The organism is Williamsia sp. M5A3_1d, from assembly GCF_053345315.1.
Map to the genome: position 1 here is coordinate 951,852 of NZ_JBKEZX010000003.1, position 21,380 is coordinate 973,231.

Genomic DNA, 21,380 nt, shown 5'->3' on the forward strand with positions numbered 1-21,380 from the left:
GTGCCCGCGAGACGACCCCGGACGGAGACGAGAAGGTGACGCAGATCCTGATAGCCGGTGCGGTGGCGCTCGCGGTGTCGATCCTGCTGACCCCCGTGCTCATCCGGGTGTTCTCGCGCCAGGGTTTCGGGCAGGAGATCCGCGTCGAGGGCCCGCAGAGCCATCAGACGAAGCGTGGCACCCCGTCGATGGGTGGCGTCGCCATCATCGCCGCCCTGTGGGCCGGTTACTGGGCGTCCCACCTGACCGGACTGATCAACGGTGGCCAGGGTCCGAGTGCCTCGGGGATCCTGGTGCTGTCGCTCGCGACCGTCCTCGGCGGTGTCGGGTTCCTCGACGACTTCATCAAGATCCGTAAACAGCGCAACCTCGGCCTCAACAAGACGGCGAAATCGGTCGGGCAGCTCGTCGCGGCACTGCTGTTCGGTGTGCTGGCCCTGCAGTTCCGCAACGGCAACGGCGACGCCCCGGCGAGCGTCAAGCTGTCCTACGTCCGCGACATCAACGCGGTCACACTGGGCTCGGTCGCCTTCGTGATCTTCTGCTGGCTCGTCGTCGCCGCCTGGTCGAATGCGGTCAACTTCACCGACGGTCTCGACGGACTCGCCGCGGGTTCGATGGCGATGGTGCTCGGCTCCTACGTGTTGGTGACCTTCTGGCAGTACCGCAACGCCTGCGCAGGCGGTCCGAAGGTGGGCGCCGAGGTGAGCCCGGGCTGCTACAACGTGCGTGATCCCCTCGATCTCGCGCTGATCGCGGTGGCCGGCGGCGGCGCCTGTCTGGGCTTCCTGTGGTGGAACGCCGCGCCGGCGAAGATCTTCATGGGCGACACCGGATCGCTCGCGCTCGGCGGCATGCTGGCCGGACTGTCCATCACCACCCGTACCGAGCTGCTCATGGTCGTCGTGGGTGCACTGTTCGTCGCCGAGATCGTCTCGGTGGTCATGCAGATCGCGTTCTTCCGCACCACCGGGCGACGGGTGTTCCGGATGGCTCCCTTCCACCACCACTTCGAACTGGGCGGTTGGGCGGAGACCACGGTCATCATCCGGTTCTGGTTGCTGACCGCGATCGCCTGTGCGCTGGGCCTGTCGCTCTTCTACAGCGAGTTCCTCACCTCCAACGGTGGGTGAGGTGAGCCGCGCACGCACCGCCGATCCGGCGACGCTGCCCGACCTCCCCGGCCTCCGGGTCGTCGTCGGCGGAGCCGGGACCGCAGGGGCGTCGGCCGCCCGGTTCCTCGCCGCCCACGGCGCGGTGGTGACCGTCGCCGACAGTCGCCCCGCAGCGGGCGTGGCGCTCGCCGACGCCGGTGTCGCGGTGGTGGGTGTCGACGCCGTGATCGCCGACCTGCAGGCCGACCTGGTGGTCGTGTCGCCGGGTTTCCGTCCCGACTCGCCGCTCGTCCACGCCGCCCGCGCGGCGCGGATCCCGATCTGGGGTGAGGTCGAACTCGCCTGGCGCGTCGACGCATCCGGCCTCCTCGGTCCGCGGCGGACGTGGGTGGTGATCACCGGCACCAACGGCAAGACCACGACGACCTCGATGGTCGAGGCCGTCGTCGAGGCATCGCCGCACACGGTGGCGGCGTGCGGCAACATCGGACTGCCGGTGCTCGATGCCCTCACCCGGACGCCGCGCGTCGAGATCCTCGCCGTCGAGATGTCGTCGTTCCAGTTGCACTGGGCGCCGTCGGTCGTTCCCGACGCCGGTGTCGTGCTCAACATCGCCGAGGACCACCTCGACTGGCACGGCTCGATGGACGCCTACGTCGCCGCCAAGGTCGGTGCCCTGCGTGGCCCGATCGCGGTGATCGGCGCCGACGACCCGGTGGCCGGTGCGCTGGCCGCCACGACGCCCGGGGCACGGACGGTCGGTGTCCGCGCCGGTGCGCCGATCGGCGACGACATCGGGGTGCAGGACGGGGTCCTGGTCGACCGCGCGTTCACCGGGACGGGTGAGTCGTCACGGGCGATCCTGCCCGTCGCCGACATCCGCCCGGCCGGTCCGTCGGGCGTGGTCGACGCGGCCGCGGCTGCGGCCCTGTGCCTGGCCGTGGGCATCGACATCGGTGCCGTCACGGCCGGGCTCGCCGGTTTCGTGCCGGGCCGCCACCGGGGCGAGATCGTCGCGACGCTCGACGGGGTCACGTTCGTCGACGACTCCAAGGCGACGAACCCCCACGCTTCACAGGCGTCGATCGACGCGCACGACCGGGTGGTCCTGGTGGCCGGGGGACTGCTGAAGGGCGCTGCGGTCGACGATCTGTTCGCTGCCACGGCCGACCGGTTGGCCGGGGTGGTGCTGATCGGCGCCGACCGGGAAGCGATGGCGTCGGCGATTCTGCGACACGCCCCTGCAATCCCAACAGTCACACTGTTCACAGGGGACGATGACCGGGTGACAGCCACGCCGCTCGCGCCGCCCACCGTTGACGGCGTCGCGACCGCCCCGCCCACCAGCGTCGACGGTGCCCGCGCCGCGGCACTCGCGGCGTACGACGCCGACGTTCGACGTACAGACGAGGTGTCGGCGCCCGACCGGGTGATGGATGCGGCGCTGACGGCCGCGTGGTCGATGATCTCCTCCGACCGGGCCGCCGGCGGGCGACCCGAGGCAGTGCTCCTCGCCCCCGCCGCCGCCTCCCTCGACATGTTCGCCGGATACGGCGTACGGGGGGACTCGTTCGCCCGCGCCGCGGTCGCGATCGGTGCCGTCCCGGTGCCGACCGACGCGTCGGGACGCCGATGACCGCGGCATCCGACGGCGTGCGCCGCGCCGGGGCGTGGTGGGACGGCCCCCGCGGCGTCATCGACGCCGTCCTTCGCCGGCCACTCGCGTCGTTCCACCTGATCGTGACCCTCACGGTCATCCTGACGGTGTTCGGCCTGGTGATGGTGCTCTCGGCGTCGTCGGTGGAGGGCTACTCCAAGAGCGGCTCGGCCTACGGCCTGTTCACCACCCAGGTGGTGTTCGCGATCCTCGGCACCGTCCTGTTCTACGTGGCGCTGCGCATCCCGGTGCGGTTCATGCGTCGCCTCGCGGTGCCCTCGATCTTCGTGACCACACTGCTGCTCGCCCTGGTGCTCATCCCGGGTGTCGGCACCGAGAGTCAGGGCGCGCAACGCTGGTTCGTCATCGGCGGTCTGTCGATCCAGCCCTCCGAGCTCGTGAAGTTGGCCCTCTGTGTGTGGGGGGCCCACCTGCTCTCGGCGCGACTGCGTGACCGCGCGTCGCTCAAGGAGCTCTTGGTCCCGCTGCTGCCGGTGGCGCTGCTCATCTGTCTGCTGATCTTCCTCGAACCGAACTACAGCACGATGATCACCATCGCGATCATCGTCGGCACGCTCCTCTGGTTCGCCGGACTGAGCGTGCGGGTGTTCGTGAGCTTCACCGTCGCCGCGGTGGTCCTGGGCATCCCGCTGATGCTGATGGAGGGCTACCGCTCCCAGCGCGTGCTGAGCTTCCTGGGCAACATCGACGACCCACAGGGTGCCGGCTACCAGGCGCGACAGGCCCGGTACGCCCTGGCGAACGGCGGCCTGTTCGGGGAGGGCCTCGGACAGAGCCGGGCGAAGTGGAACTACCTCCCCAACGCCCACAACGACTTCATCTTCGCGATCATCGGCGAGGAACTCGGACTGCTGGGCGGCCTGCTCGTCATCGGGCTGTTCGTCCTGCTGGCGTTCGTCGGTCTGCGTATCGCGCTGCGGGCGGTCGACCCGTTCCTGCGGATGATGACCGCGACCATCACGGTGTTGATCAGCGCCCAGGTCCTGATCAACATCGGTTACGTCATCGGCCTGCTGCCGGTCACGGGCATCCAGCTCCCGCTGCTGTCGGCCGGAGGTACCTCGACGTTCACCGTGCTGGTGATGCTCGGTCTGCTGGCCAACGCCGCGCGTCACGAACCCGAGGCCGTGGCCGCGCTCGCCGCCGGCGGTGACGGACGCATCGGTCGGTTCCTGCGCCTGCCGCAGCCGGAATCGTATGCACCGCCGCGCGTACAGGCCTGGCGTGCCCGACGCGACCGACTGGCCGACCCGTCGGGTCTGCCGTCGCGCACCGCACCCCCGCGGGTCCGCTCCGCCGCCTCCGATCCGCGCACCCCCGATCCCCGTGTCACCGGCCGCCGCGCCGCGCGCCGCGGGCCGGCCGCCTACTTCGGATTCGGTGGTGCCGCCGCCGATCCCGTTCCCTCGAGTCGGCGCGGCGCACAATCGGGCCGTCGTGTGCCGCCACGTGCGGAACACATTCGCACCGACCACGCCGGTGCCCGCGACGCCGGTCGTCCGCGGCGATACGACACCGGGGGACAGGGCAGTTCGGCGCCGCGCGTGCGATACCGCACCTATCCCGAGGCGATGCCGACGGCCCGCGGATCGCGTCACGACGACATGATGAGCCCGAGGTATCGCCGGTGACCCGCACCGACCGCGACGGGCCGATCTCGGTCGTGGTCGCCGGGGGCGGCACCGCCGGACACATCGAGCCGGCCCTGGCGGTGGCCGACGCGATCCGGGCGATCGACCCCGACGCACGCATCACGGCCCTGGGCACGCCGCGTGGACTGGAACGCACCCTGGTACCCGAACGCGGGTACACCCTCGAGATGATCCCGCCGGTCCCGTTGCCGCGCAAGGTCAATCGCGATCTGATGTCGGTCCCGTTGCGGTTGCGGTCATCGGTGCGCGCCACGCGACGCATCCTCGCCGCCGTCGACGCCGACGTGGTCATCGGGTTCGGCGGATACGTCGCGCTGCCGGCGTACCTGGCCGCGCGCGGACATCTCCTGCGTCGCTCGCGGATCCCGGTGGTGATCCACGAGGCGAACGCCTCCGCCGGCATCGCCAACAAGGTCGGCGCGCGGTTCGCCGATCGGGTCCTCGCCGCCGTGGACGGCTCCGGCCTCGACGCCGAGGTGGTCGGTATCCCCGTCCGGGGGTCGCTGGCGAGCCTCGACCGCGCGGCCACCCGCGCCCAGGCTCGCCACTACTTCGGACTCGATCCCGACGCCCCGACGCTGCTCGCGTTCGGTGGATCGCAGGGAGCACGCACCATCAACGAGGCGGTCGCCGACTCCGCCGATGCACTCGGTCGAGCGGGCATCGGTGTGCTGCACGCCCACGGCCCGAAGAACACCGTGGCGCCGTCGTCGCCGCCCGGCGCGCCGCCCTACGTCTCGGTCGGCTACCTCAAACGCATGGATCTCGCCTACGCCGCAGCCGATCTCGTGATCTGTCGCTCCGGTGCGATGACCGTGGCCGAGATCTCCGCCACGGGCCTGCCCGCCGTGTACGTGCCGCTGCCCCACGGCAACGGTGAACAGCGCCTCAACGCACTGCCCGTCGTCGACGCCGGTGGTGGGGTGCTGCTCGACGATGCCGACCTGACCGCGCGGTGGGTCTCCGACACCGTTCCCGATCTCCTCGGCGACCCCGATCGACTGGCCGCGATGTCGGAGGGTGCACGTCGGGTCGGACATCGCGACGCCGCCGCCGCCGTCGCACAGGCGGGATTAGACGCCGCCCGGGCACGGCGGGGGTCGTCGTGACGATCCCGACGTCCACCGTGCCCGCGCTGCCCCCGGAACTCGCCCGCGTCCACATGGTCGGCATCGGCGGTGCGGGCATGTCGGGGCTCGCCCGGATCCTGCTCGCGCGCGGCGCCCAGGTGTCGGGGTCCGACGCCAAGGACGGCCGCGGGGTGAAGGCTCTGCGCACGCGCGGGGCGGTGGTCCGCATCGGCCACGACGCGTCGGCACTCGACCAACTCGACGGCGGTCCGACCGTCGTCGTGACCACCCACGCGGCGATCCCGAAGACGAATCCCGAACTGGTGGAGGCACATCGGCGCGGTGTCCCCGTGACGCTGCGGCCCGCGGTGCTCGCCACCCTGATGGAGGGGTACCGCACCGCGCTGATCGCGGGCACCCACGGCAAGACCTCGACGACGTCGATGGTGGTGGTGGCCCTGCAGCACTGTGGACTCGACCCGTCGTTCGCCGTCGGTGGCGAGCTCAACGAATCCGGGACCAACGCCCACCACGGCACCGGCGCGGTCTTCGTCGCCGAGGCCGACGAGAGCGACGGCTCGCTGCTGCAGTACCGACCCGACGTGGTGGTCATCACCAACGTCGAGTCCGACCACCTCGACCATTTCGGCACCACCGAGGCCTACGTCGCGGTGTTCGACGAATTCCTCGACCGGACCGAACCCGGTGGTGTGGTGGTGGTCTGCCTCGACGACCCCGGCTCGGTCGATCTCGCCGCCCGTTGTGTGCATCGCCTGCTCGACCGCGGCGTGCGGGTGATCGGTTACGGCGCAGGAACCTTCGCCGATCGTGTACCCGAGGTCGACCACGTCGCGATCCTGCGGGACTGGCATGTCCACGGCGTCGGGGGGCAGGCCGCCATCACGCTGCGTGGGATGCTCGCCTCCGGCTCGGGTGGAATGCTCGCCTCCGGCTCGGGCGGAATGCTCGCCTCCGGCTCGGGAAGTTCGGGGGAGGGGTCCGAACACGTCGTGACGCTCGGCGTCCCGGGAATCCACATGGCGCTGAACGCACTCGGAGCGATCGCGGCGGCGGTGTCGGCGGGGGCTCCCACCGACGGCGTGATCGCCGGGGTGGAGAGCTTCACCGGGGTCCACCGGCGATTCCAGCTGCGCGGCCGCGTGGGTGAGGTCGCGGTGTACGACGACTACGCCCACCATCCGACCGAGGTGCGGGTGGTCCTGACCGCCGCCCGTGAACTGGTGGCCGCCGCCGGTTCCGGTCGTGTGGTCGCGGTGTTCCAGCCCCATCTCTACTCGCGCACAGCGGCGTTCGCCGCCGAGTTCGCCGAGGCCCTCGACCTCGCCGACCAGGTCATGGTCCTCGACGTCTACGGCGCCCGGGAACAGCCGCTCGACGGCATCAGCGGGCGGACCATCGCCCACCTCGTCACCGTCCCGGTCGTCTTCGCGCCCGATCTGTCGCAGGTCGCCGAACTCGTCGCCGATCTGGCGGCGCCGGGCGATGTGGTGTTGACGCTCGGGGCCGGCGACATCACGATGCAGGGCCCCGAGATCGTCGAAGCGCTGCGCAGGCGAGGAGAGACACCATGAGTCGCACCACCACCACCTACGATCCCGACGCCTTCGAGGCCGATCTCAACGACGAGTTCGACGACGAACACGGCGACGACCGGTTCGACGCGGACGCCGACGAGCGACAGCGACCGTCCCGGACGCGTCGCGGACGACGTCCCGTGCGTGGGACCCGCAAGCTCCTGGGCACCATCGCCGCGATCGTCCTGGTGATCGCCGGCGGTGTGGTCGCCTACGCCACACCGCTGATGTCGGTGCGATCGATCTCGGTCGGTGGCGAGTCGGCCGTCGACCCGGCGAGCATCGTCGCCGCGTCGCGGATCGCGATGGGCACACCCCTGCTGCAGGTCGACACGCGACCCGCCGCGCAGCGCATCGCCGCGATCCCGCGGATCAAGTCCGTGCGGGTGACACGCAGCTACCCGTCGGGGATCGACATCGACGTCGTCGAACGTGTCGCGGTGGCCTTCGTCATCCGTGACGGCGCCTCACACCTCATCGACGTCACCGGTGTCGACTTCGCGTCGCAGAAGCAGTTGCCCCCCGTGCCGCGGATGACGATCGCGAACCCGTCGTCGTCGGACCGCGCCACCCTCGCCGCGCTGAAGGTCGTCTCGGAGCTGCCGGACGTGCTGCGCCGCCAGGTCATCGAGATCGGTGCCCAGTCGGCCGCCGACGTGCGCATGACCCTGCGTGATCGCCGGACGGTGGTGTGGGGCGACGCCGACCGCACCGCCGACAAGGCGCGGACCCTGATGTACCTGCTGCCACGCGACGGCACCTCGTTCAACGTGTCCTCACCCGAGTACCCGACTTTCCGCTGACCCGCCGGTGGCGACCAGACGGATTGCGACCGCGACACGCCGAGCGCTTGCTGGCCGGAGCCGGGTTGGGTGCCTACCGTTTGTCCCAGCAGTCCGCTACTTGACATAACTCTAAGCCTGTGGTTGAGGTTGAGAGTTTCGCGATCCGGTTCGCCGGTGTCGTCGGTGACGGTCTGCGGCAGACATCCGCTCCCACACGGGGGCGGAGCAATCCACGCACAGAAGGCGAGTGACATGACGCCACCGCACAACTACCTGGCCGTCATCAAGGTCGTCGGCATTGGCGGCGGTGGCGTGAACGCCGTCAATCGCATGATCGAGCAGGGCCTCAAGGGTGTCGAGTTCATCGCGATCAACACCGACGCGCAGGCGCTGTTGATGAGCGACGCCGACGTCAAACTCGACGTCGGTCGCGACTCCACCCGCGGCCTCGGTGCCGGCGCCGACCCCGAGGTGGGTCGTCGTGCCGCAGAGGACGCCAAGGACGAGATCGAAGAACTGCTCAAGGGCGCCGACATGGTGTTCGTCACCGCCGGCGAGGGCGGTGGCACCGGCACCGGTGGTGCACCTGTCGTGGCGAGCATCGCCCGCAAGCTCGGCGCACTGACCGTCGGTGTCGTGACACGCCCGTTCTCGTTCGAGGGCAAGCGACGCGGCGGCCAGGCCGACGAGGGCATCTCCTCGCTCCGTGAGTCGTGCGACACCCTCATCGTGATCCCCAACGACCGCCTGCTGCAGCTCGGCGACGCCGCGGTGTCGTTGATGGACGCGTTCCGCAGCGCCGACGAGGTCCTCCTCAACGGCGTGCAGGGCATCACCGACCTCATCACCACGCCCGGCCTCATCAACGTCGACTTCGCCGACGTCAAGGGCGTCATGAAGGACGCGGGCAGTGCACTGATGGGCATCGGCTCCTCGCGCGGGGAGGACCGCGCGAAGAAGGCCGCCGAGGCCGCCATCAACTCGCCGCTGCTCGAGGCCTCGATGGAGGGCGCCCGTGGCGTGCTGATGTCGATCGCCGGTGGCAGCGACCTCGGGCTGTTCGAGATCCACAACGCCGCGACCCTGGTCCAGGAGGCCGCACACGAGGACGCGAACATCATCTTCGGCACGGTCATCGACGACAACCTCGGCGACGAGGTGCGGGTCACGGTGATCGCGGCCGGTTTCGACGCCGGTGCGCCGTCTCGGATCCGCACCACCGCGGGTCGGGGCGCCGTCGGTTCGGCCAGTGCCGGCAGTGTCGCGGCCGCGGTCCCGCCCGCGGCCGAGTCGACCTTCGCCGATCGTCCCTCGGGCGATCCGTTCGCCGACGCGCCGGCCCCACGCCGCAACGCCGTCACCCTCGACGACGACGACGATGTGGACGTCCCGCCCTTCATGAAGCGTTGACGTGACGACGGCCCCGGGTCGGGTCGGCCGGGTCCGTCGGGTGACCACCACACGTCGTGGCGGTGTGTCGCTCGCGCCGTACGACGAGTTCAACCTCGGCGATCACGTCGGCGACGACCCCGATGCCGTGCACGCCAACCGTCTGCGTCTGGCCGAGCTGATCGGTGTGTCGCCCGATCGCATGGTGTGGATGGAGCAGATCCACAGCCCGACCGTCACCGTGGTCACCGGTCCCGTCGACGGTCCGGTACCGGCGACCGATGCACTGGTCACCACCACACCGGATCTCGCGCTGGTCGTCGTGACGGCCGATTGCGTCCCGGTGCTGTTGAGCGACGACACCGCCGGCGTGATCGCGGCGGTGCACGCCGGTCGTGTCGGTGCCCGTGTGGGCATCATCGGCCGGGTCCTCGACGCGATGACCGATCAGGGGGCCGAGCTGTCCCGGATCGGCGCGTTCCTGGGGCCCGCGGCGAGCGGTCGGGAGTACGAGGTGCCCGCCGCGATGCAGCGTGATGTGGAGAAGCACCTGCCCGGCAGCGCATCGCGCACCACGAAGGGCACCCCGGGACTCGATCTGCGGGCCGGGATCCGACGCCAACTCCTCGAGGCGGGCATCGCCAGGGTGGCGGTGGATCCCCGTTGCACCATCTCCGACCACACGCTGTTCAGCCACCGCCGCGGTGCCCCGACCGGACGGCTGGCGTCGGTGATCTGGACCGACACCTCCGGCGCCGCGACGTGACCTCCGCAGACGACATCGCCGACACCACCTCCGCGCCGGACACCGCGACGCCGGAACGGGTCCGCGAGCTCTCCGACAATCTCTACGCCGCACGCGAGCGGTTGGCGCAGGCGTGTGCCGCGGCCGGGCGCGACGTCGGCGACGTGGACCTGCTCGTCGTCACCAAGTTCTTCCCCGCGGCAGACGTGCGGGCCCTGATCGGGCTCGGAGTACGCGCCTTCGGCGAGTCTCGCGAACCCGAGGCGGGTCGCAAGGCCGCCGAACTGCGGGCCGACACCGACGAGTCCCTCGCGTTCCACATGATCGGGCAGATCCAGCGCAAGAAGGCCAAGACCGTCGGCCGCTGGGCCGACCGTGTGCACTCGCTGGACTCCGCCCGGTTGGCCGATGCACTCGACACCGCCGTGGCCGCGGCGCTCGACGACGGTGACCGGAACGACCCGCTCGAGGTGTTGCTACAGCTCAACCTCGACTCCGACCCCGACCGCGGCGGCGTCGTAATGGGCGACCTCGAGGGGTTGGCCGATCACGTCGCCGGGCTCGACCATCTGCGCCTGCGGGGGCTGATGGTGATCGCGCCGCAGTCGGAGACGCCGGAGGCGTGGTTGGAGCGGGCCGCGTCGATCAGGACGGGATTCCTCGCGCATCGTCCCGACGCCGTCGAGTTCTCGGCCGGTATGTCCGGCGACCTCGACGAAGCCGTCCGTCATGGTTCGACCTGCGTGCGTGTCGGTACCGCGATCATGGGCGCTCGGCCGATACGCTCGCCGTAGCTAAACCACATGAGCCACATGAGAACCAGCGACACCACTTTTCACAATCGCTCTCGTACGGCGCGCCGACGGTGAGGAAGGCAGCAACATGACCACGATGCAGCGGTTCAAGGCGTACTTCGGCATGGTCCCGCCCGGCGACTACGAGGACGACTACCTCGACGAGCCCGGCGCGACACGACGCGACCCCTACGAGCGCGAGTACCGCGACGAGTACTACGGTCGCGCACCGCAGCGCGGGTTCGCCGGTTCCGACCACGGCATGCGCGAGTACGAGGACGAGATGGCGCACTACGAGGGCGCCGGCCAGTTCGAGCAGGCCGCCTACGACCACGTGCCCGATTACGCCTACGCCGGACCGGTACGTGCGTCCCAGGGGCACTCGGCGCTCTCCGTCGATCGCGGCGTGCCGATGGAGCGTCTCGGCCGATCGGGACGTCTGGAGCCGTTGGGTGCCCGTGGAGGGGTGTCGCGTGCGTCGGCCGGCCGGGTCACCACCCGTGGCGCGCTGGCCATCGACACGATGGATCGCGTCTTCGAGGAGGGGAACCCGTTGGCGAAGATCACCACGCTGCGTCCGCGTGACTACAGCGAGGCCCGCACCATCGGGGAGCGTTTCCGCGACGGCAGCCCGGTCATCATGGACCTCGTCGAGATGAGCAACGACGACGCCAAGCGGCTGGTCGACTTCGCCGCCGGACTGGCCTTCGCCCTGCGTGGCACGTTCGACAAAGTCGCCACCAAAGTGTTCCTGCTCTCGCCCGCCGACGTCGACGTCTCGCCCGAGGATCGTCGCAAGCTGGCCGAGACGGGCTTCTACAACCACAGCTGACACCCTGCGAGCTGGGCTTTTCGGCATCCGGTGACCGAATCAGGCAGAGTTGACGCGTGACGATAGCCCGAGAGGTCATCTACTATCTGCTCTTCATCTTCTGGCTCCTGCTGTTGGGGCGCCTGGTGATCGAGTTGGTGCGGACGTTCGCACGTGAGTGGCGCCCGACGGGACTGTCCGTCGTCGTCATCGAAGGCGTGTTCACCACCACCGATCCACCGATCAAGGCGCTGCGTCGTGTGCTGCCGCCGATCCCGTTGGGTCCGGTCCGTCTCGACCTGTCGCTGATGATCACCATGATCGTCGTGCTGATCGCCATGTCGTTCGTGGCGCCCGTCTGACTCGCGCCACGCCGCGCGAATCGACCGGTGGTGATCGCACAGCGCGCGACGCCGGATATTGTGACCGGAGTCCGTCATCCTGGAGGGACACCGAGAACCGCGTCGACGCCGTGGACCTGCCCACCTCGACCGCGATCATCCGACCACGTCGGGGATTGCGCTCGACGAAGTGCGACGAACGGTTCTCATGTGACAGGATGGGACGCCAGTTACACTGACGACGCTGTGGACCTCCACAACGCCTCGTCACCGGGGTCCCGCGAGAGATCGCATCGAGACCTGGCCACCACTAGCCACACAATTGTTAAAGGGGACCGACATGCGGCTCACACCGGCTGATGTGCACAACGTCGCGTTCAGCAAACCGCCGATCGGTAAGCGCGGATACAACGAGGACGAAGTCGACCAGTTCCTCGACTTCGTCGAGGCCGAGCTCGCGCGCCTCCTCGAGGAGAACACCGAGCTGAAGCAACGCGTCGAGGATCTCGAAGGTGATCTGTCGCAAGCTCGTTCGAGTGCCTCCTCCGCGCCGCGCGAGGAGGAGGCGCCTGCGCCGACTCAGGCCTTCAGCGCCGCCGCTGCCCCCGCGTACTCCGAGCCGGCAGCCCCCGCGGCACCGGCCGCGCCGGTGGGCGAGGACCACCACGTCCGCGCGGCGAAGGTGCTGAGCCTCGCCCAGGACACCGCCGACCGCCTCACGGCGAACGCGACGACCGAGTCCGAGGCGCTCCTCGCCGACGCGCGGGGTCGTGCCGACGCGATGATCGGCGACGCCCGCTCGAAGTCCGAGGCCATGCTCTCCGACGCTCGTCAGCGGTCGGAGGCCATCCTCGCCGACTCGCAGACCCGCGCCGAGACCACCACGCGTCAGGCGCAGGAGAAGGCCGACGCGCTGCAGGCCGACGCCGAGCGCAAGCACACCGAGATCATGGGCACCATCAACCAGCAGCGTTCGGTCCTCGAGGGCCGCATCGAGCAGCTCAAGACCTTCGAGCGCGAGTACCGCACCCGCCTGAAGACCTACCTGGAGTCCCAGCTCGAAGAACTCCAGCAGCGTGGCAGCGCGGCCCCGGTCGACAACGCGCGCTCCGGCGGAGACGCGTTCTCCTCGGATCCGGGCAACGGTGGGTTCACCAACTCGGGTGGATTCTCCAAGCCCTCGAACTGAGACGCCCGTCGGTAGAACCGTGGCGGGCCGAGATCGACTGATGTCGGTTCGACCCCGGTAATCGGCGGAAAGGTCAACGCGGTGCTCGTGTCGGCGCTGGTCGCCACCCTGGTGGGATTCGGGCTCCTCGTGGTGGCCCTCGTCACCGGCACCCTCTGGTTGGCGATCGCCTGCATCGTGGTGTGCGTCCTCGGTGCGCTGCTCCTCCTGGCCGACATCCTCGGCCTCGGTCCGACGATCGCCCGCCTGCGGCCCCGGCTGCCGGCCCGCCGCAACCCCCGTGCCGACGCGACCGGTGACACGCCCGCACTCACCGGCGACGATCCGGACACGGCGATCACCACCGAGATGCCCCGGGTCGTCGACGAGCCGGTCCCAGACCTCTCGACCGACCATGCGGAGCCTTCGAGGGACCCCGTCCCGGTCGATGTGACCGCCGACGCCCCGTCCGACGCCCAGGTCGCGGCCGCCTACGCCGCCGCGCATCACGGCCGGCACGAGAGTCCCGACGACGAGCCCGTCGACACCCACGCCCACGTCCGGCGCGACGCCGACCCGCCCTCGACGATGCCGTGGCTCACCCCCGCCACCCCGCGACGACCCACGCGCCATTCCGGCGACACCGACACCGACCCCGTGGCGGGCGGCGATCCGGTGTCCGACGCCGACACCGCGACCCCCCGCCGTCACCGCCACGCGGCGGACTGACCGCTCCCGCGGACCGTCTACACTGAGTCGCGCAACGATCCGGCCATCACCGGGGAGCATCCGGAAGAACCGACGCCGCCACATCCGGGTGGTGTCGCAGTAGAACCGGACGGGAGCGGCCCGACACAGCCGCAGGCCCATCGGACCGAGAGATCTGACAGGTCACCGAGTGGCACCCGATGTCCGAGGTGCAAGCGGGGTGGTACCGCGGCGAGCGATCGTCGTCCCCGTGCCCAGCGTCGCGACGACGACGCCCACCGGCACGAGGAGAACCGCAGTGAGCACCGACCCCGCATCGACCCACCGACAGCGTCGCGTCTACCCGATCGTCGACGTCGCGGGCACCGGTTCGGCCGTGCCGTCCTTCCCCGACCTCGAGACCCGTGTCCTCGACTACTGGGCTTCCGACGACACCTTCGTCGCGTCGGTGCAGCAGCGGGCAGACGCCGATGAATTCGTCTTCTACGACGGTCCGCCCTTCGCCAACGGGCTCCCGCACTACGGCCACCTGCTGACCGGCTACGTGAAGGACCTCATCCCGCGATTCCAGACCATGCGCGGGAAGAAGGTCGATCGCCGGTTCGGTTGGGACACCCACGGTCTCCCCGCCGAACTCGAGGCCGAGCGCCAGCTGGGCATCACCGACAAGTCCGAGATCGAGACCATGGGCGTGGAGAAGTTCAACGACTACTGCCGGGAATCGGTGCTGCGCTACACCGGCGAGTGGCGGGACTACGTGACCCGCCAGGCGCGCTGGGTCGACTTCGACAACGACTACAAGACCCTCGACATCGACTTCATGGAATCGGTGATGTGGGCGTTCAAGACGCTCCACGACAAGGGCCTGGTCTACCAGGGCTACCGCGTGCTGCCCTACAGCTGGTACGAGCAGACGCCGCTGAGCAACCAGGAGAGCAAGCTCGACGACGCCTACAAGATGCGCCAGGACCCGGCGGTGACGGTGTCGATGCCACTGACCGGCGGCGTACCCGACGACTTGCTCGGCGTGAACGCGCTGATCTGGACGACCACGCCGTGGACCCTGCCGTCGAACCTCGCGATCGCGGTCAACCCCGATGTCGAGTACTCCCACGTCCGCGGTTCCGACGGCGAGCAGTACCTGCTCGCGACCGCCCGTGTCGGCACCTACGCGCGGGAACTCGGTGACGATCCCGAGGTGCTCGGCACCCACACCGGGCGCGACCTCGCGGACGCCACCTATACGCCGCCGTTCGACTTCTTCGTCGGTCATCCGAACGCGCACCGGACGCTGCTCGGCGATTACGTCACCACCGACAGCGGCACCGGGATCGTCCACCTCGCACCGGCATTCGGTGAGGAGGACATGGAGCTCTCGACGGCCAACGGCATCGAGGTGGTGCAGCCGCTCGACCCGGGTGGTCGTTTCACCTCGCTGGTGCCGCCGTACGAGGGCCTGATGGTCTTCGACGCCAATCCGGTGATCATCAAGGACCTGAAGTCGACCGGTCGCATCCTGCGCCACGAGACCATCGAGCACTCCTACCCGCACTCGTGGCGGTCGGGAAAGCCGTTGATCTACATGGCCGTTCCCTCGTGGTTCGTCGCGGTCAACGAGTTCAAGCCCCGCATGCTGGAACTCAATCAGCAGATCACCTGGTCGCCCGCCCATCTCCGCGACGGCCAGTTCGGCAAATGGCTCGAGGGGGCGAAGGACTGGAACATCAGTCGAAATCGCTACTGGGGTGCGCCGATCCCGGTCTGGATGTCCGACGACGAGTCCTACCCGCGTGTCGACGTGTACGGGTCGCTCGACGATCTCGAGCGCGATTTCGGCGTGCGTCCGACCAACCTGCACCGGCCCTACATCGACGAACTCACCCGGCCGAACCCCGACGACCCGACCGGCCGCTCCACCATGCGCCGGGTGCCCGAGGTGCTCGACTGCTGGTTCGAGTCGGGCTCGATGCCGTACGCGCAGGTGCATTACCCGTTCGAGAACCGGGACTGGTTCGAGGGCACGGACACCGAACCGGGCCACAACCCGGGTGACTTCATCGTCGAGTACAACGGTCAGACCAAGGGGTGGTTCTACAACCTGCACGTGCTCGCGACCGCGCTGTTCGACCGGCCCGCGTTCCGCACCGTGGCCGCACACGGCATCGTGCTCGGCGACGACGGTCAGAAGATGAGCAAGTCCAAGCGCAACTACCCCGACGTCAACGAGGTGTTCGACCGCGACGGGTCCGACGCCATGCGCTGGTTCCTGATGGCGTCGCCGATCCTGCGGGGCGGCAACCTCGTCGTCACCGAGCGCGGTATCCGTGAGGGTGTCCGCCAGGCGATGCTGCCGCTGTGGAACGCCTACAGCTTCCTGGCGCTCTACGCCGATCGCCCCGCGGAATGGCGAACCGACTCGAAGAACGTGCTCGACCGGTACATCCTGGCGAAACTCGCCGCCACGCGCGACTCGATGACCACGGCGTTGGAGACCTACGACGTGGCCGGCGCGTGCGACGACTTCCGGGAGTTCTGTGAGGCGTTGACGAACTGGTATGTCCGGCGTTCCCGTCAGCGGTTCTGGGCCGGGCAGGACACCGACAGTGAGGCTTTCGACACGCTGTACACGGTGCTCGAGGTCGCGTGCCGTCTCGCCGCGCCGCTGCTGCCGATGATGACCGAGGCCCTGTGGCGTGGACTCACCGGCGGGCGTTCGGTGCACCTGGCGGACTGGCCGCGCGCCGATGAACTCCCCGCCGACGCCGAACTCGTCGCCGCCATGGACGAGGTGCAGGGGGTGTGCTCGACGGCGTCGAGTCTGCGCAAGGCCAACAACCTGCGCGTGCGACTCCCGTTGCCCGCGTTGACCGTCGCCGGTCCGTCGGCGGCGCGTCTGACCGATTACACCGCATTGATCGCCGACGAGATGAACGTCAAGGCCGTGCATCTCGACGCCGACGCCGACCGTTTCGGCCGCGTCGAGGTGGTGGTGAACGCGCGGGTGGCCGGGCCTCGGCTCGGGAAGGACGTCCAGAGGGCGATCAAGGCCATCAAGTCGGGGAACTGGTCGCTGGCCACGATCAGCGACGCCGACGGGATCGTCTCGGAGAAGGTCGTCGCCGACGGCGTCGAACTCTTCGACGGCGAGTTCACGCGCAAACTCGTTGCGGTGGAGCCGGGTTCGACCGCCGAGCTGCCCTCCGGCGGTGGACTGGTGGTGCTCGACACCGCGGTCACCGAGGATCTCGAGGCCGAGGGCTGGGCCAAGGACCGGGTGCGGGAACTGCAGGAGGCGAGGCGCTCGCTCGGTCTCGACGTCTCCGACCGGATCGTCGTACGCCTCGGCGTGCCCGCGCACCGGTCGGAGTGGGCGCAGCGTCACCGCGATCTGATGGCGGGGGAGGTGCTGGCGACGACACTCGAGGTGGTGGCACCGGACGCCCTCGAGGGGTCGGTGACCGAATTGGGTGACGGCGTCGTCGCGTCGATCGACCGGTCAGGGCAGTAACCGGGTCAGCACGGTCGTGAGCTGGAGGTCGAAGAGGACCTCCGGCTGCGCGAAGGTGTCGGCGCCGTACTGGCCGAAGACCTCCAGACTGATCGCTCCGAGGATCACCGACCACAGGCAGGTGCCGACGGCCAACGTCGTGTGATCGAGGTCGAGGCCGAATTCGGCGTTGACGGAGTCGAATTCGGTCGTGAGTCCCGCGGGCATCGGCGTGCGCTCGTCGAGCACGGTGTCGCGGAGCTCGCGGAGCAGCATCGCGACGAAGCGGGTGCCCGGGCCGGTGGTCTGCTCGCCCGGGGCGGTGTAGCCGGGCACCGGGCTGCCGTAGATGAGCGCGTACCGCGACGGCTCGGCGACCGCCCACGCCCGCAGCGCATGCGCCGCGATCCGGATCCGCGCGCGTGTTCCGGCGTCGGCGGGTGCCGCGGTGAGGGCGGCCTCGACACGGTCGGCGGACTCGTCGTAGGCGTCGACGACCAGCAGCGTCAACAGGTCGTCGCGGTTGCGCACATACCGATAGACCGCCGAGGACACCATGCCGAGATCGCGGGCGATCGCTCGCAACGACAGCGACGCGGCCCCGTGCGCGGCGAGGTGTTCGCGTCCCACCCGGATGATGTCCTGCTCGGTCTGAGCCCGCGCCGCGGCGCGGGGTGTCGAGGGCCCGCGTGACTGCATGCCAACCATCATGACAGAAACGAGAGCAGTGCTCTTGCTTTCTGTCGGCCGGCGTGCCACTCTCTCAAGTGAGAGCAGTGCTCTCGTTTCGATCCAGACGAGGAGATCCCATGACCACCACCCATTACGCAGAGCCGACCGGCCGCATGCAGCGCGGCTTCAACGAACTCGTCCGGCGGCTGTCGGCCCGGGGGATCGGTCTGGCCGGCGCACGGACTCTGACCGTCGTCGGACGTAAGTCGGGCACCCCGCACACCACGCCGGTCAATCCGCTGGTGATCGACGGGCGCACCTATCTGATCTCCCCTCGCGGCAACACCCAGTGGTCGCGCAACCTCCGCGCCGCGGGGGTCGCGACCATCGGGCACGGACGCCGCATCGAGGAGTTCCGGGCCACCGAGGTCGACGATGCCGCCAAGATCGCGTTGCTGCGTCCCTACCTGAAGCGCTGGGGCTGGGAGGTCACGAGCTACCTGCCGGCGAAGGTCTCGCACAGGTCCACCGACGCCGAACTCGCCGCGGTCGCCCCGTCGGTCCCCGTCTTCGAACTGCGCGCAGCCATCAGCTGACCGTGTGGAAACGCGACCGTGGTGCTGATTGTCCCGAAATGCGACCGTAGTGCTGACTGTGCGGAAACGCGCGCTCGAGGGTGCTGACAGCGGTCCGTGAGATGAGTTGTGGACAGCGCACACTCGACGCGGGGCTTCCGCACTGTCAGCGGCATGAGAACGGTGCCGCGAGTGTCCCCGGGTCGCCGACGGTGCGGAAGCCCGTCATCGAGTGTGCGTTGTTGTCGAGGTTCGTCGCGCCAGGTGTGGAGCACACTCGATGACCGTTTCCGCACAGTCGGCGCGTTGTGATTCGCGCACACTCGACCGCCGCTTCCTCACAGTCGGCACTTGGCGGTACTCGATAGGCTCGACGGGTGGCGGGTACCGACGAGCGACGCGGAGCGCGGTGGGTCCTGCACATCGACATGGACGCGTTCTTCGCCTCCGTCGAGCAGCTGACCCGCCCGACGTTGCGGGGCCGTCCGGTGCTCGTCGGCGGCGTCGGCGGCCGTGGGGTCGTCGCCGGCGCGAGCTACGAGGCGCGACGTTTCGGTGCGCACTCCGCGATGCCGATGCACCAGGCCCGCAGGCTGATCGGTTCCGCGGCGGTGGTCGTACCGCCGCGAGGTGCGGTCTACCGCGTGGTCAGCGCTCGGGTGTTCGCGATGATCCGCGAGGCGATACCGGTCATCGAGATGCTGTCGTTCGACGAGGCGTTCGGCGAACCCGAGGCGCTCGCCGGAGCCACGCGCACCGAGGTGATCGCGTTCGCCGAACAGATCCGTTCGCGGATCTCCGACGAACTCGGCCTGGCCGCGTCGATCGGTGCGGGTAGCGGGAAGCAGATAGCGAAGATCGCCTCGGGGATGGCCAAACCCGATGGCGTGACGGTGATCTCACCCGGGGCCGAACAGGACTTCCTCCGCCCGCTATCGGTGCGGAAGCTGTGGGGGATCGGACCCGTGGCCGGCGATCGGCTGCACCGGCTGGGCATCGACACCATCGGCGACCTCGCGGACCTGTCGCCGATGGAGGTGGCCTCGGTGCTCGGATCGACGGTGGGTCCCGCGCTGCACCGACTGGCGCAGGGCTTCGACGACCGGCAGGTCGCCGAACGGACCTCGGCGAAACAGATCAGCGCCGAATCGACGTTCGCCGACGACGTCGTGTCGATGCCTCGACTGCGCGAGGCCATCGCGTCGTCGGCCGCCTCGGCGCATCGTCGACTGCTCGACGACGGCCGCGGGGCACGCACGGTCGTCCTCAAACTGAAGAAGTCGGAAATGTCGGTGCTCACCCGGTCGACGACCTTCGCCCCGGCCACCACCGACCTCGCCATCCTGGCCGCGGCCGCCCAACGCCTGGCCCTCGACCCCGTCGACATCGGACCCGTTCGTCTTGTCGGCGTGGGGTTCTCCGGTCTCACCACCGACGAACAGTTCCTGCTGTTCGGCGACACCACCGACCGCACGGTGACCTCCGCCGACACCACGGAGGAGCCGGTCATCGATCCCGCCCCCGACGACCCCACGCCGGGTGGTCCGATCGCGGAGGTCGGGGTGCAGAAGGCGTCGGGTCGGGTCGTCGGTCCGGACGGCGCGGTCACGTGGGCGACGGGCACCGACGTCACGCACCCCGAATTCGGTCACGGTTGGGTGCAGGGGAGCGGTCACGGCGTGGTGTCGGTGCGCTTCGAGACCCGCGCGACCGGACCCGGACGCACCGCGACGTTCCCCTCCGACACCGCCGACCTCACACCCGCGGACCCACTGGACAGCCTCGACTGGCCCCTCACCCGGTAGTTCAGACGCGGGCCGGTCCGGCGGCGAAGAACGAGGCGATCGCGTCGGGGTCGGCGCCGACCGACAGCAGCGCCGCGAGGGCCACCCGGGCCTGCGGCGGACGTAGCCACGGGGAGACGACGGCACCGGCGGCCACGAGATCCACCGCACCACCGCCGCCGCCGTAGGTGGCGACCACCTCGCCGAACGGGACACGCGTGGAGACGATCACCGGGACACCCCGGGCGATCGCCCCGGCCACCGCGTCGCGAACACCCGGCCCGACGTTGCCCGAGCCGAGGGCGGCGACGACGAGCCCGCGGGCCCCGGTCGACACGAGGTGCCCGATGACGTCGGGTACGAACCCGGGGTGGACGGTGACGATGTCGACGCGGGCATCGACAGGGGACCGTGCACCGACATCGACACGCGGACGTGCGAGCCCGGGGGTGGTGCAGTCGAAGGCGCGCAGATCCGACGCGCTGATCTTGACCGTCCCGCGCGCGGGCAGGACGCGACCGCCGAACGCCACCAGCACCCCGCGGGAGCGGGAGTCGGGGTCGGCGGCACACTCGACGGCCGCGGCGAGGTTGGCGGGCCCGTCGGCACCGTCGGCGTCCGAGGGCCGCTGCGCACCGGTGAACACCACCGGTCGGGGATCGTCGTGCACCAGGTCGGCGAGCATCGCCGACTCCTCGAGGGTGTCGGTGCCGTGGGTGACGACGACGCCGGTCACCGCGGGGTCGTCGAACTCGGTGGAGATGGCGCGCACGAGCGTCCACTGGTCCTCGGGGGTCATCGCCGAACTGTCCAGCGACAGCACCGTCCGCGGACGCAGCTCGACGTCGCCGATGCCATCACCGCGGGGACCTGTCCGCAGCAGATCGGCGACGTCGACCGCGGGCACCACACCGCCCACCCGGTACCGCGAGGCGATGGTGCCGCCGGTGCCGAGTACTGCGATGACAGGTGTGACGGACATGGGACGCCAGCTTGCTGACCTCGGTCGTC

General features: G+C 69.8%; 18 protein-coding genes. 16 read left to right on the forward strand and 2 right to left on the reverse strand.

What is annotated here, in order from left to right:
- The first annotated feature begins 35 nt into the window (after window positions 1-35).
- From mraY to ileS, 14 genes are all read left to right on the forward strand, one after another.
- A complete protein-coding gene (gene mraY, locus ACLBW1_RS16730; RefSeq protein WP_447812913.1) occupies window positions 36-1,133 on the forward strand; it encodes a phospho-N-acetylmuramoyl-pentapeptide-transferase in 1,098 nt (365 codons plus the stop codon).
- Complete coding sequence (gene murD, locus ACLBW1_RS16735) at window positions 1,126-2,751, forward strand: UDP-N-acetylmuramoyl-L-alanine--D-glutamate ligase (protein ID WP_447812914.1); 1,626 nt, start codon at window positions 1,126-1,128, stop codon at window positions 2,749-2,751. Before mraY ends, murD begins: the two co-directional genes overlap by 8 nt.
- Window positions 2,748-4,424: a putative lipid II flippase FtsW gene (gene ftsW / locus ACLBW1_RS16740; protein WP_447812915.1), complete on the forward strand. Its 1,677-nt coding sequence runs from the start codon at window positions 2,748-2,750 to the stop codon at window positions 4,422-4,424. Before murD ends, ftsW begins: the two co-directional genes overlap by 4 nt.
- Window positions 4,421-5,554, forward strand: a complete 1,134-nt coding sequence (gene murG, locus ACLBW1_RS16745) for an undecaprenyldiphospho-muramoylpentapeptide beta-N-acetylglucosaminyltransferase (RefSeq protein WP_447812916.1) — start codon at window positions 4,421-4,423, stop codon at window positions 5,552-5,554. Before ftsW ends, murG begins: the two co-directional genes overlap by 4 nt.
- A 53-nt stretch (window positions 5,555-5,607) precedes the next feature.
- Window positions 5,608-7,107 (forward strand): UDP-N-acetylmuramate--L-alanine ligase, encoded by a 1,500-nt coding sequence (locus tag ACLBW1_RS16750; protein ID WP_447813005.1) that lies wholly within the window; start codon window positions 5,608-5,610, stop codon window positions 7,105-7,107.
- Window positions 7,104-7,913 (forward strand): cell division protein FtsQ/DivIB, encoded by an 810-nt coding sequence (locus ACLBW1_RS16755; protein WP_447812917.1) that lies wholly within the window; start codon window positions 7,104-7,106, stop codon window positions 7,911-7,913. The genes ACLBW1_RS16750 and ACLBW1_RS16755 overlap by 4 nt, the downstream gene beginning before the upstream one ends.
- Before the next feature lie 234 nt (window positions 7,914-8,147).
- Window positions 8,148-9,305, forward strand: coding sequence for a cell division protein FtsZ (ftsZ, locus tag ACLBW1_RS16760; protein ID WP_447812918.1), 1,158 nt, complete (start codon window positions 8,148-8,150; stop codon window positions 9,303-9,305).
- Window position 9,306: 1 nt separating this feature from the next.
- A complete protein-coding gene (gene pgeF, locus ACLBW1_RS16765; RefSeq protein WP_447812919.1) occupies window positions 9,307-10,050 on the forward strand; it encodes a peptidoglycan editing factor PgeF in 744 nt (247 codons plus the stop codon).
- Window positions 10,047-10,823: a YggS family pyridoxal phosphate-dependent enzyme gene (locus ACLBW1_RS16770; RefSeq protein ID WP_447812920.1), complete on the forward strand. Its 777-nt coding sequence runs from the start codon at window positions 10,047-10,049 to the stop codon at window positions 10,821-10,823. Before pgeF ends, ACLBW1_RS16770 begins: the two co-directional genes overlap by 4 nt.
- A gap of 88 nt (window positions 10,824-10,911) precedes the next feature.
- Window positions 10,912-11,655, forward strand: coding sequence for a cell division protein SepF (locus tag ACLBW1_RS16775; RefSeq protein ID WP_447812921.1), 744 nt, complete (start codon window positions 10,912-10,914; stop codon window positions 11,653-11,655).
- 56 nt (window positions 11,656-11,711) lie between these two features.
- Window positions 11,712-11,996 carry a YggT family protein gene (locus ACLBW1_RS16780; protein ID WP_447812922.1) on the forward strand — a complete coding sequence of 95 codons (285 nt, stop codon included), beginning with the start codon at window positions 11,712-11,714 and terminating at the stop codon, window positions 11,994-11,996.
- Window positions 11,997-12,315: 319 nt separating this feature from the next.
- Window positions 12,316-13,164: a DivIVA-like cell division protein Wag31 gene (gene wag31, locus ACLBW1_RS16785; protein WP_447812923.1), complete on the forward strand. Its 849-nt coding sequence runs from the start codon at window positions 12,316-12,318 to the stop codon at window positions 13,162-13,164.
- Window positions 13,165-13,245: 81 nt separating this feature from the next.
- Window positions 13,246-13,872 carry a hypothetical protein gene (locus ACLBW1_RS16790; RefSeq protein ID WP_447812924.1) on the forward strand — a complete coding sequence of 209 codons (627 nt, stop codon included), beginning with the start codon at window positions 13,246-13,248 and terminating at the stop codon, window positions 13,870-13,872.
- Window positions 13,873-14,149: 277 nt separating this feature from the next.
- Window positions 14,150-17,359 carry an isoleucine--tRNA ligase gene (gene ileS / locus ACLBW1_RS16795; protein ID WP_447812925.1) on the forward strand — a complete coding sequence of 1,070 codons (3,210 nt, stop codon included), beginning with the start codon at window positions 14,150-14,152 and terminating at the stop codon, window positions 17,357-17,359.
- Here the strand turns inward: ileS and ACLBW1_RS16800 are convergent.
- Window positions 17,348-18,037 carry a TetR/AcrR family transcriptional regulator gene (locus ACLBW1_RS16800; protein WP_447812926.1) on the reverse strand — a complete coding sequence of 230 codons (690 nt, stop codon included), beginning with the start codon at window positions 18,035-18,037 and terminating at the stop codon, window positions 17,348-17,350. The two genes, ileS and ACLBW1_RS16800, sit on opposite strands and share 12 nt — an antisense overlap.
- Window positions 18,038-18,147: 110 nt before the next feature.
- Here ACLBW1_RS16800 and ACLBW1_RS16805 point away from each other — a divergent pair, with 110 nt between their 5' ends.
- Together ACLBW1_RS16805 and ACLBW1_RS16810 are read left to right on the forward strand one after the other, a co-directional pair.
- Window positions 18,148-18,606, forward strand: a complete 459-nt coding sequence (locus ACLBW1_RS16805; protein WP_447812927.1) for a nitroreductase family deazaflavin-dependent oxidoreductase — start codon at window positions 18,148-18,150, stop codon at window positions 18,604-18,606.
- Between the two features lie 407 nt (window positions 18,607-19,013).
- Entirely contained in the window at window positions 19,014-20,390 is a 1,377-nt protein-coding gene (locus ACLBW1_RS16810; RefSeq protein ID WP_447813006.1) for a DNA polymerase IV, read from the forward strand.
- A gap of 1 nt (window position 20,391) precedes the next feature.
- On the opposite strand, the gene ACLBW1_RS16815 is transcribed toward ACLBW1_RS16810, so the two are convergent.
- Window positions 20,392-21,351, reverse strand: coding sequence for an asparaginase (locus ACLBW1_RS16815; RefSeq protein ID WP_447812928.1), 960 nt, complete (start codon window positions 21,349-21,351; stop codon window positions 20,392-20,394).
- Between the last annotated feature and the right edge of the window lie 29 nt (window positions 21,352-21,380).

Coding starts and splice junctions, on each gene's coding strand:
- ftsW (WP_447812915.1), top strand. CDS start 2,748: ATGACCGCGGCATCCGACGGCGTGCGCCGCGCCGGGGCGTGGTGGGAC.
- ACLBW1_RS16750 (WP_447813005.1), top strand. CDS start 5,608: ATGGTCGGCATCGGCGGTGCGGGCATGTCGGGGCTCGCCCGGATCCTG.
- ACLBW1_RS16755 (WP_447812917.1), top strand. CDS start 7,104: ATGAGTCGCACCACCACCACCTACGATCCCGACGCCTTCGAGGCCGAT.
- ftsZ (WP_447812918.1), top strand. CDS start 8,148: ATGACGCCACCGCACAACTACCTGGCCGTCATCAAGGTCGTCGGCATT.
- ACLBW1_RS16775 (WP_447812921.1), top strand. CDS start 10,912: ATGACCACGATGCAGCGGTTCAAGGCGTACTTCGGCATGGTCCCGCCC.
- wag31 (WP_447812923.1), top strand. CDS start 12,316: ATGCGGCTCACACCGGCTGATGTGCACAACGTCGCGTTCAGCAAACCG.
- ACLBW1_RS16800 (WP_447812926.1), bottom strand. CDS start 18,037: ATGCAGTCACGCGGGCCCTCGACACCCCGCGCCGCGGCGCGGGCTCAG.
- ACLBW1_RS16805 (WP_447812927.1), top strand. CDS start 18,148: ATGACCACCACCCATTACGCAGAGCCGACCGGCCGCATGCAGCGCGGC.
- ACLBW1_RS16810 (WP_447813006.1), top strand. CDS start 19,014: ATGGACGCGTTCTTCGCCTCCGTCGAGCAGCTGACCCGCCCGACGTTG.
- ACLBW1_RS16815 (WP_447812928.1), bottom strand. CDS start 21,351: ATGTCCGTCACACCTGTCATCGCAGTACTCGGCACCGGCGGCACCATC.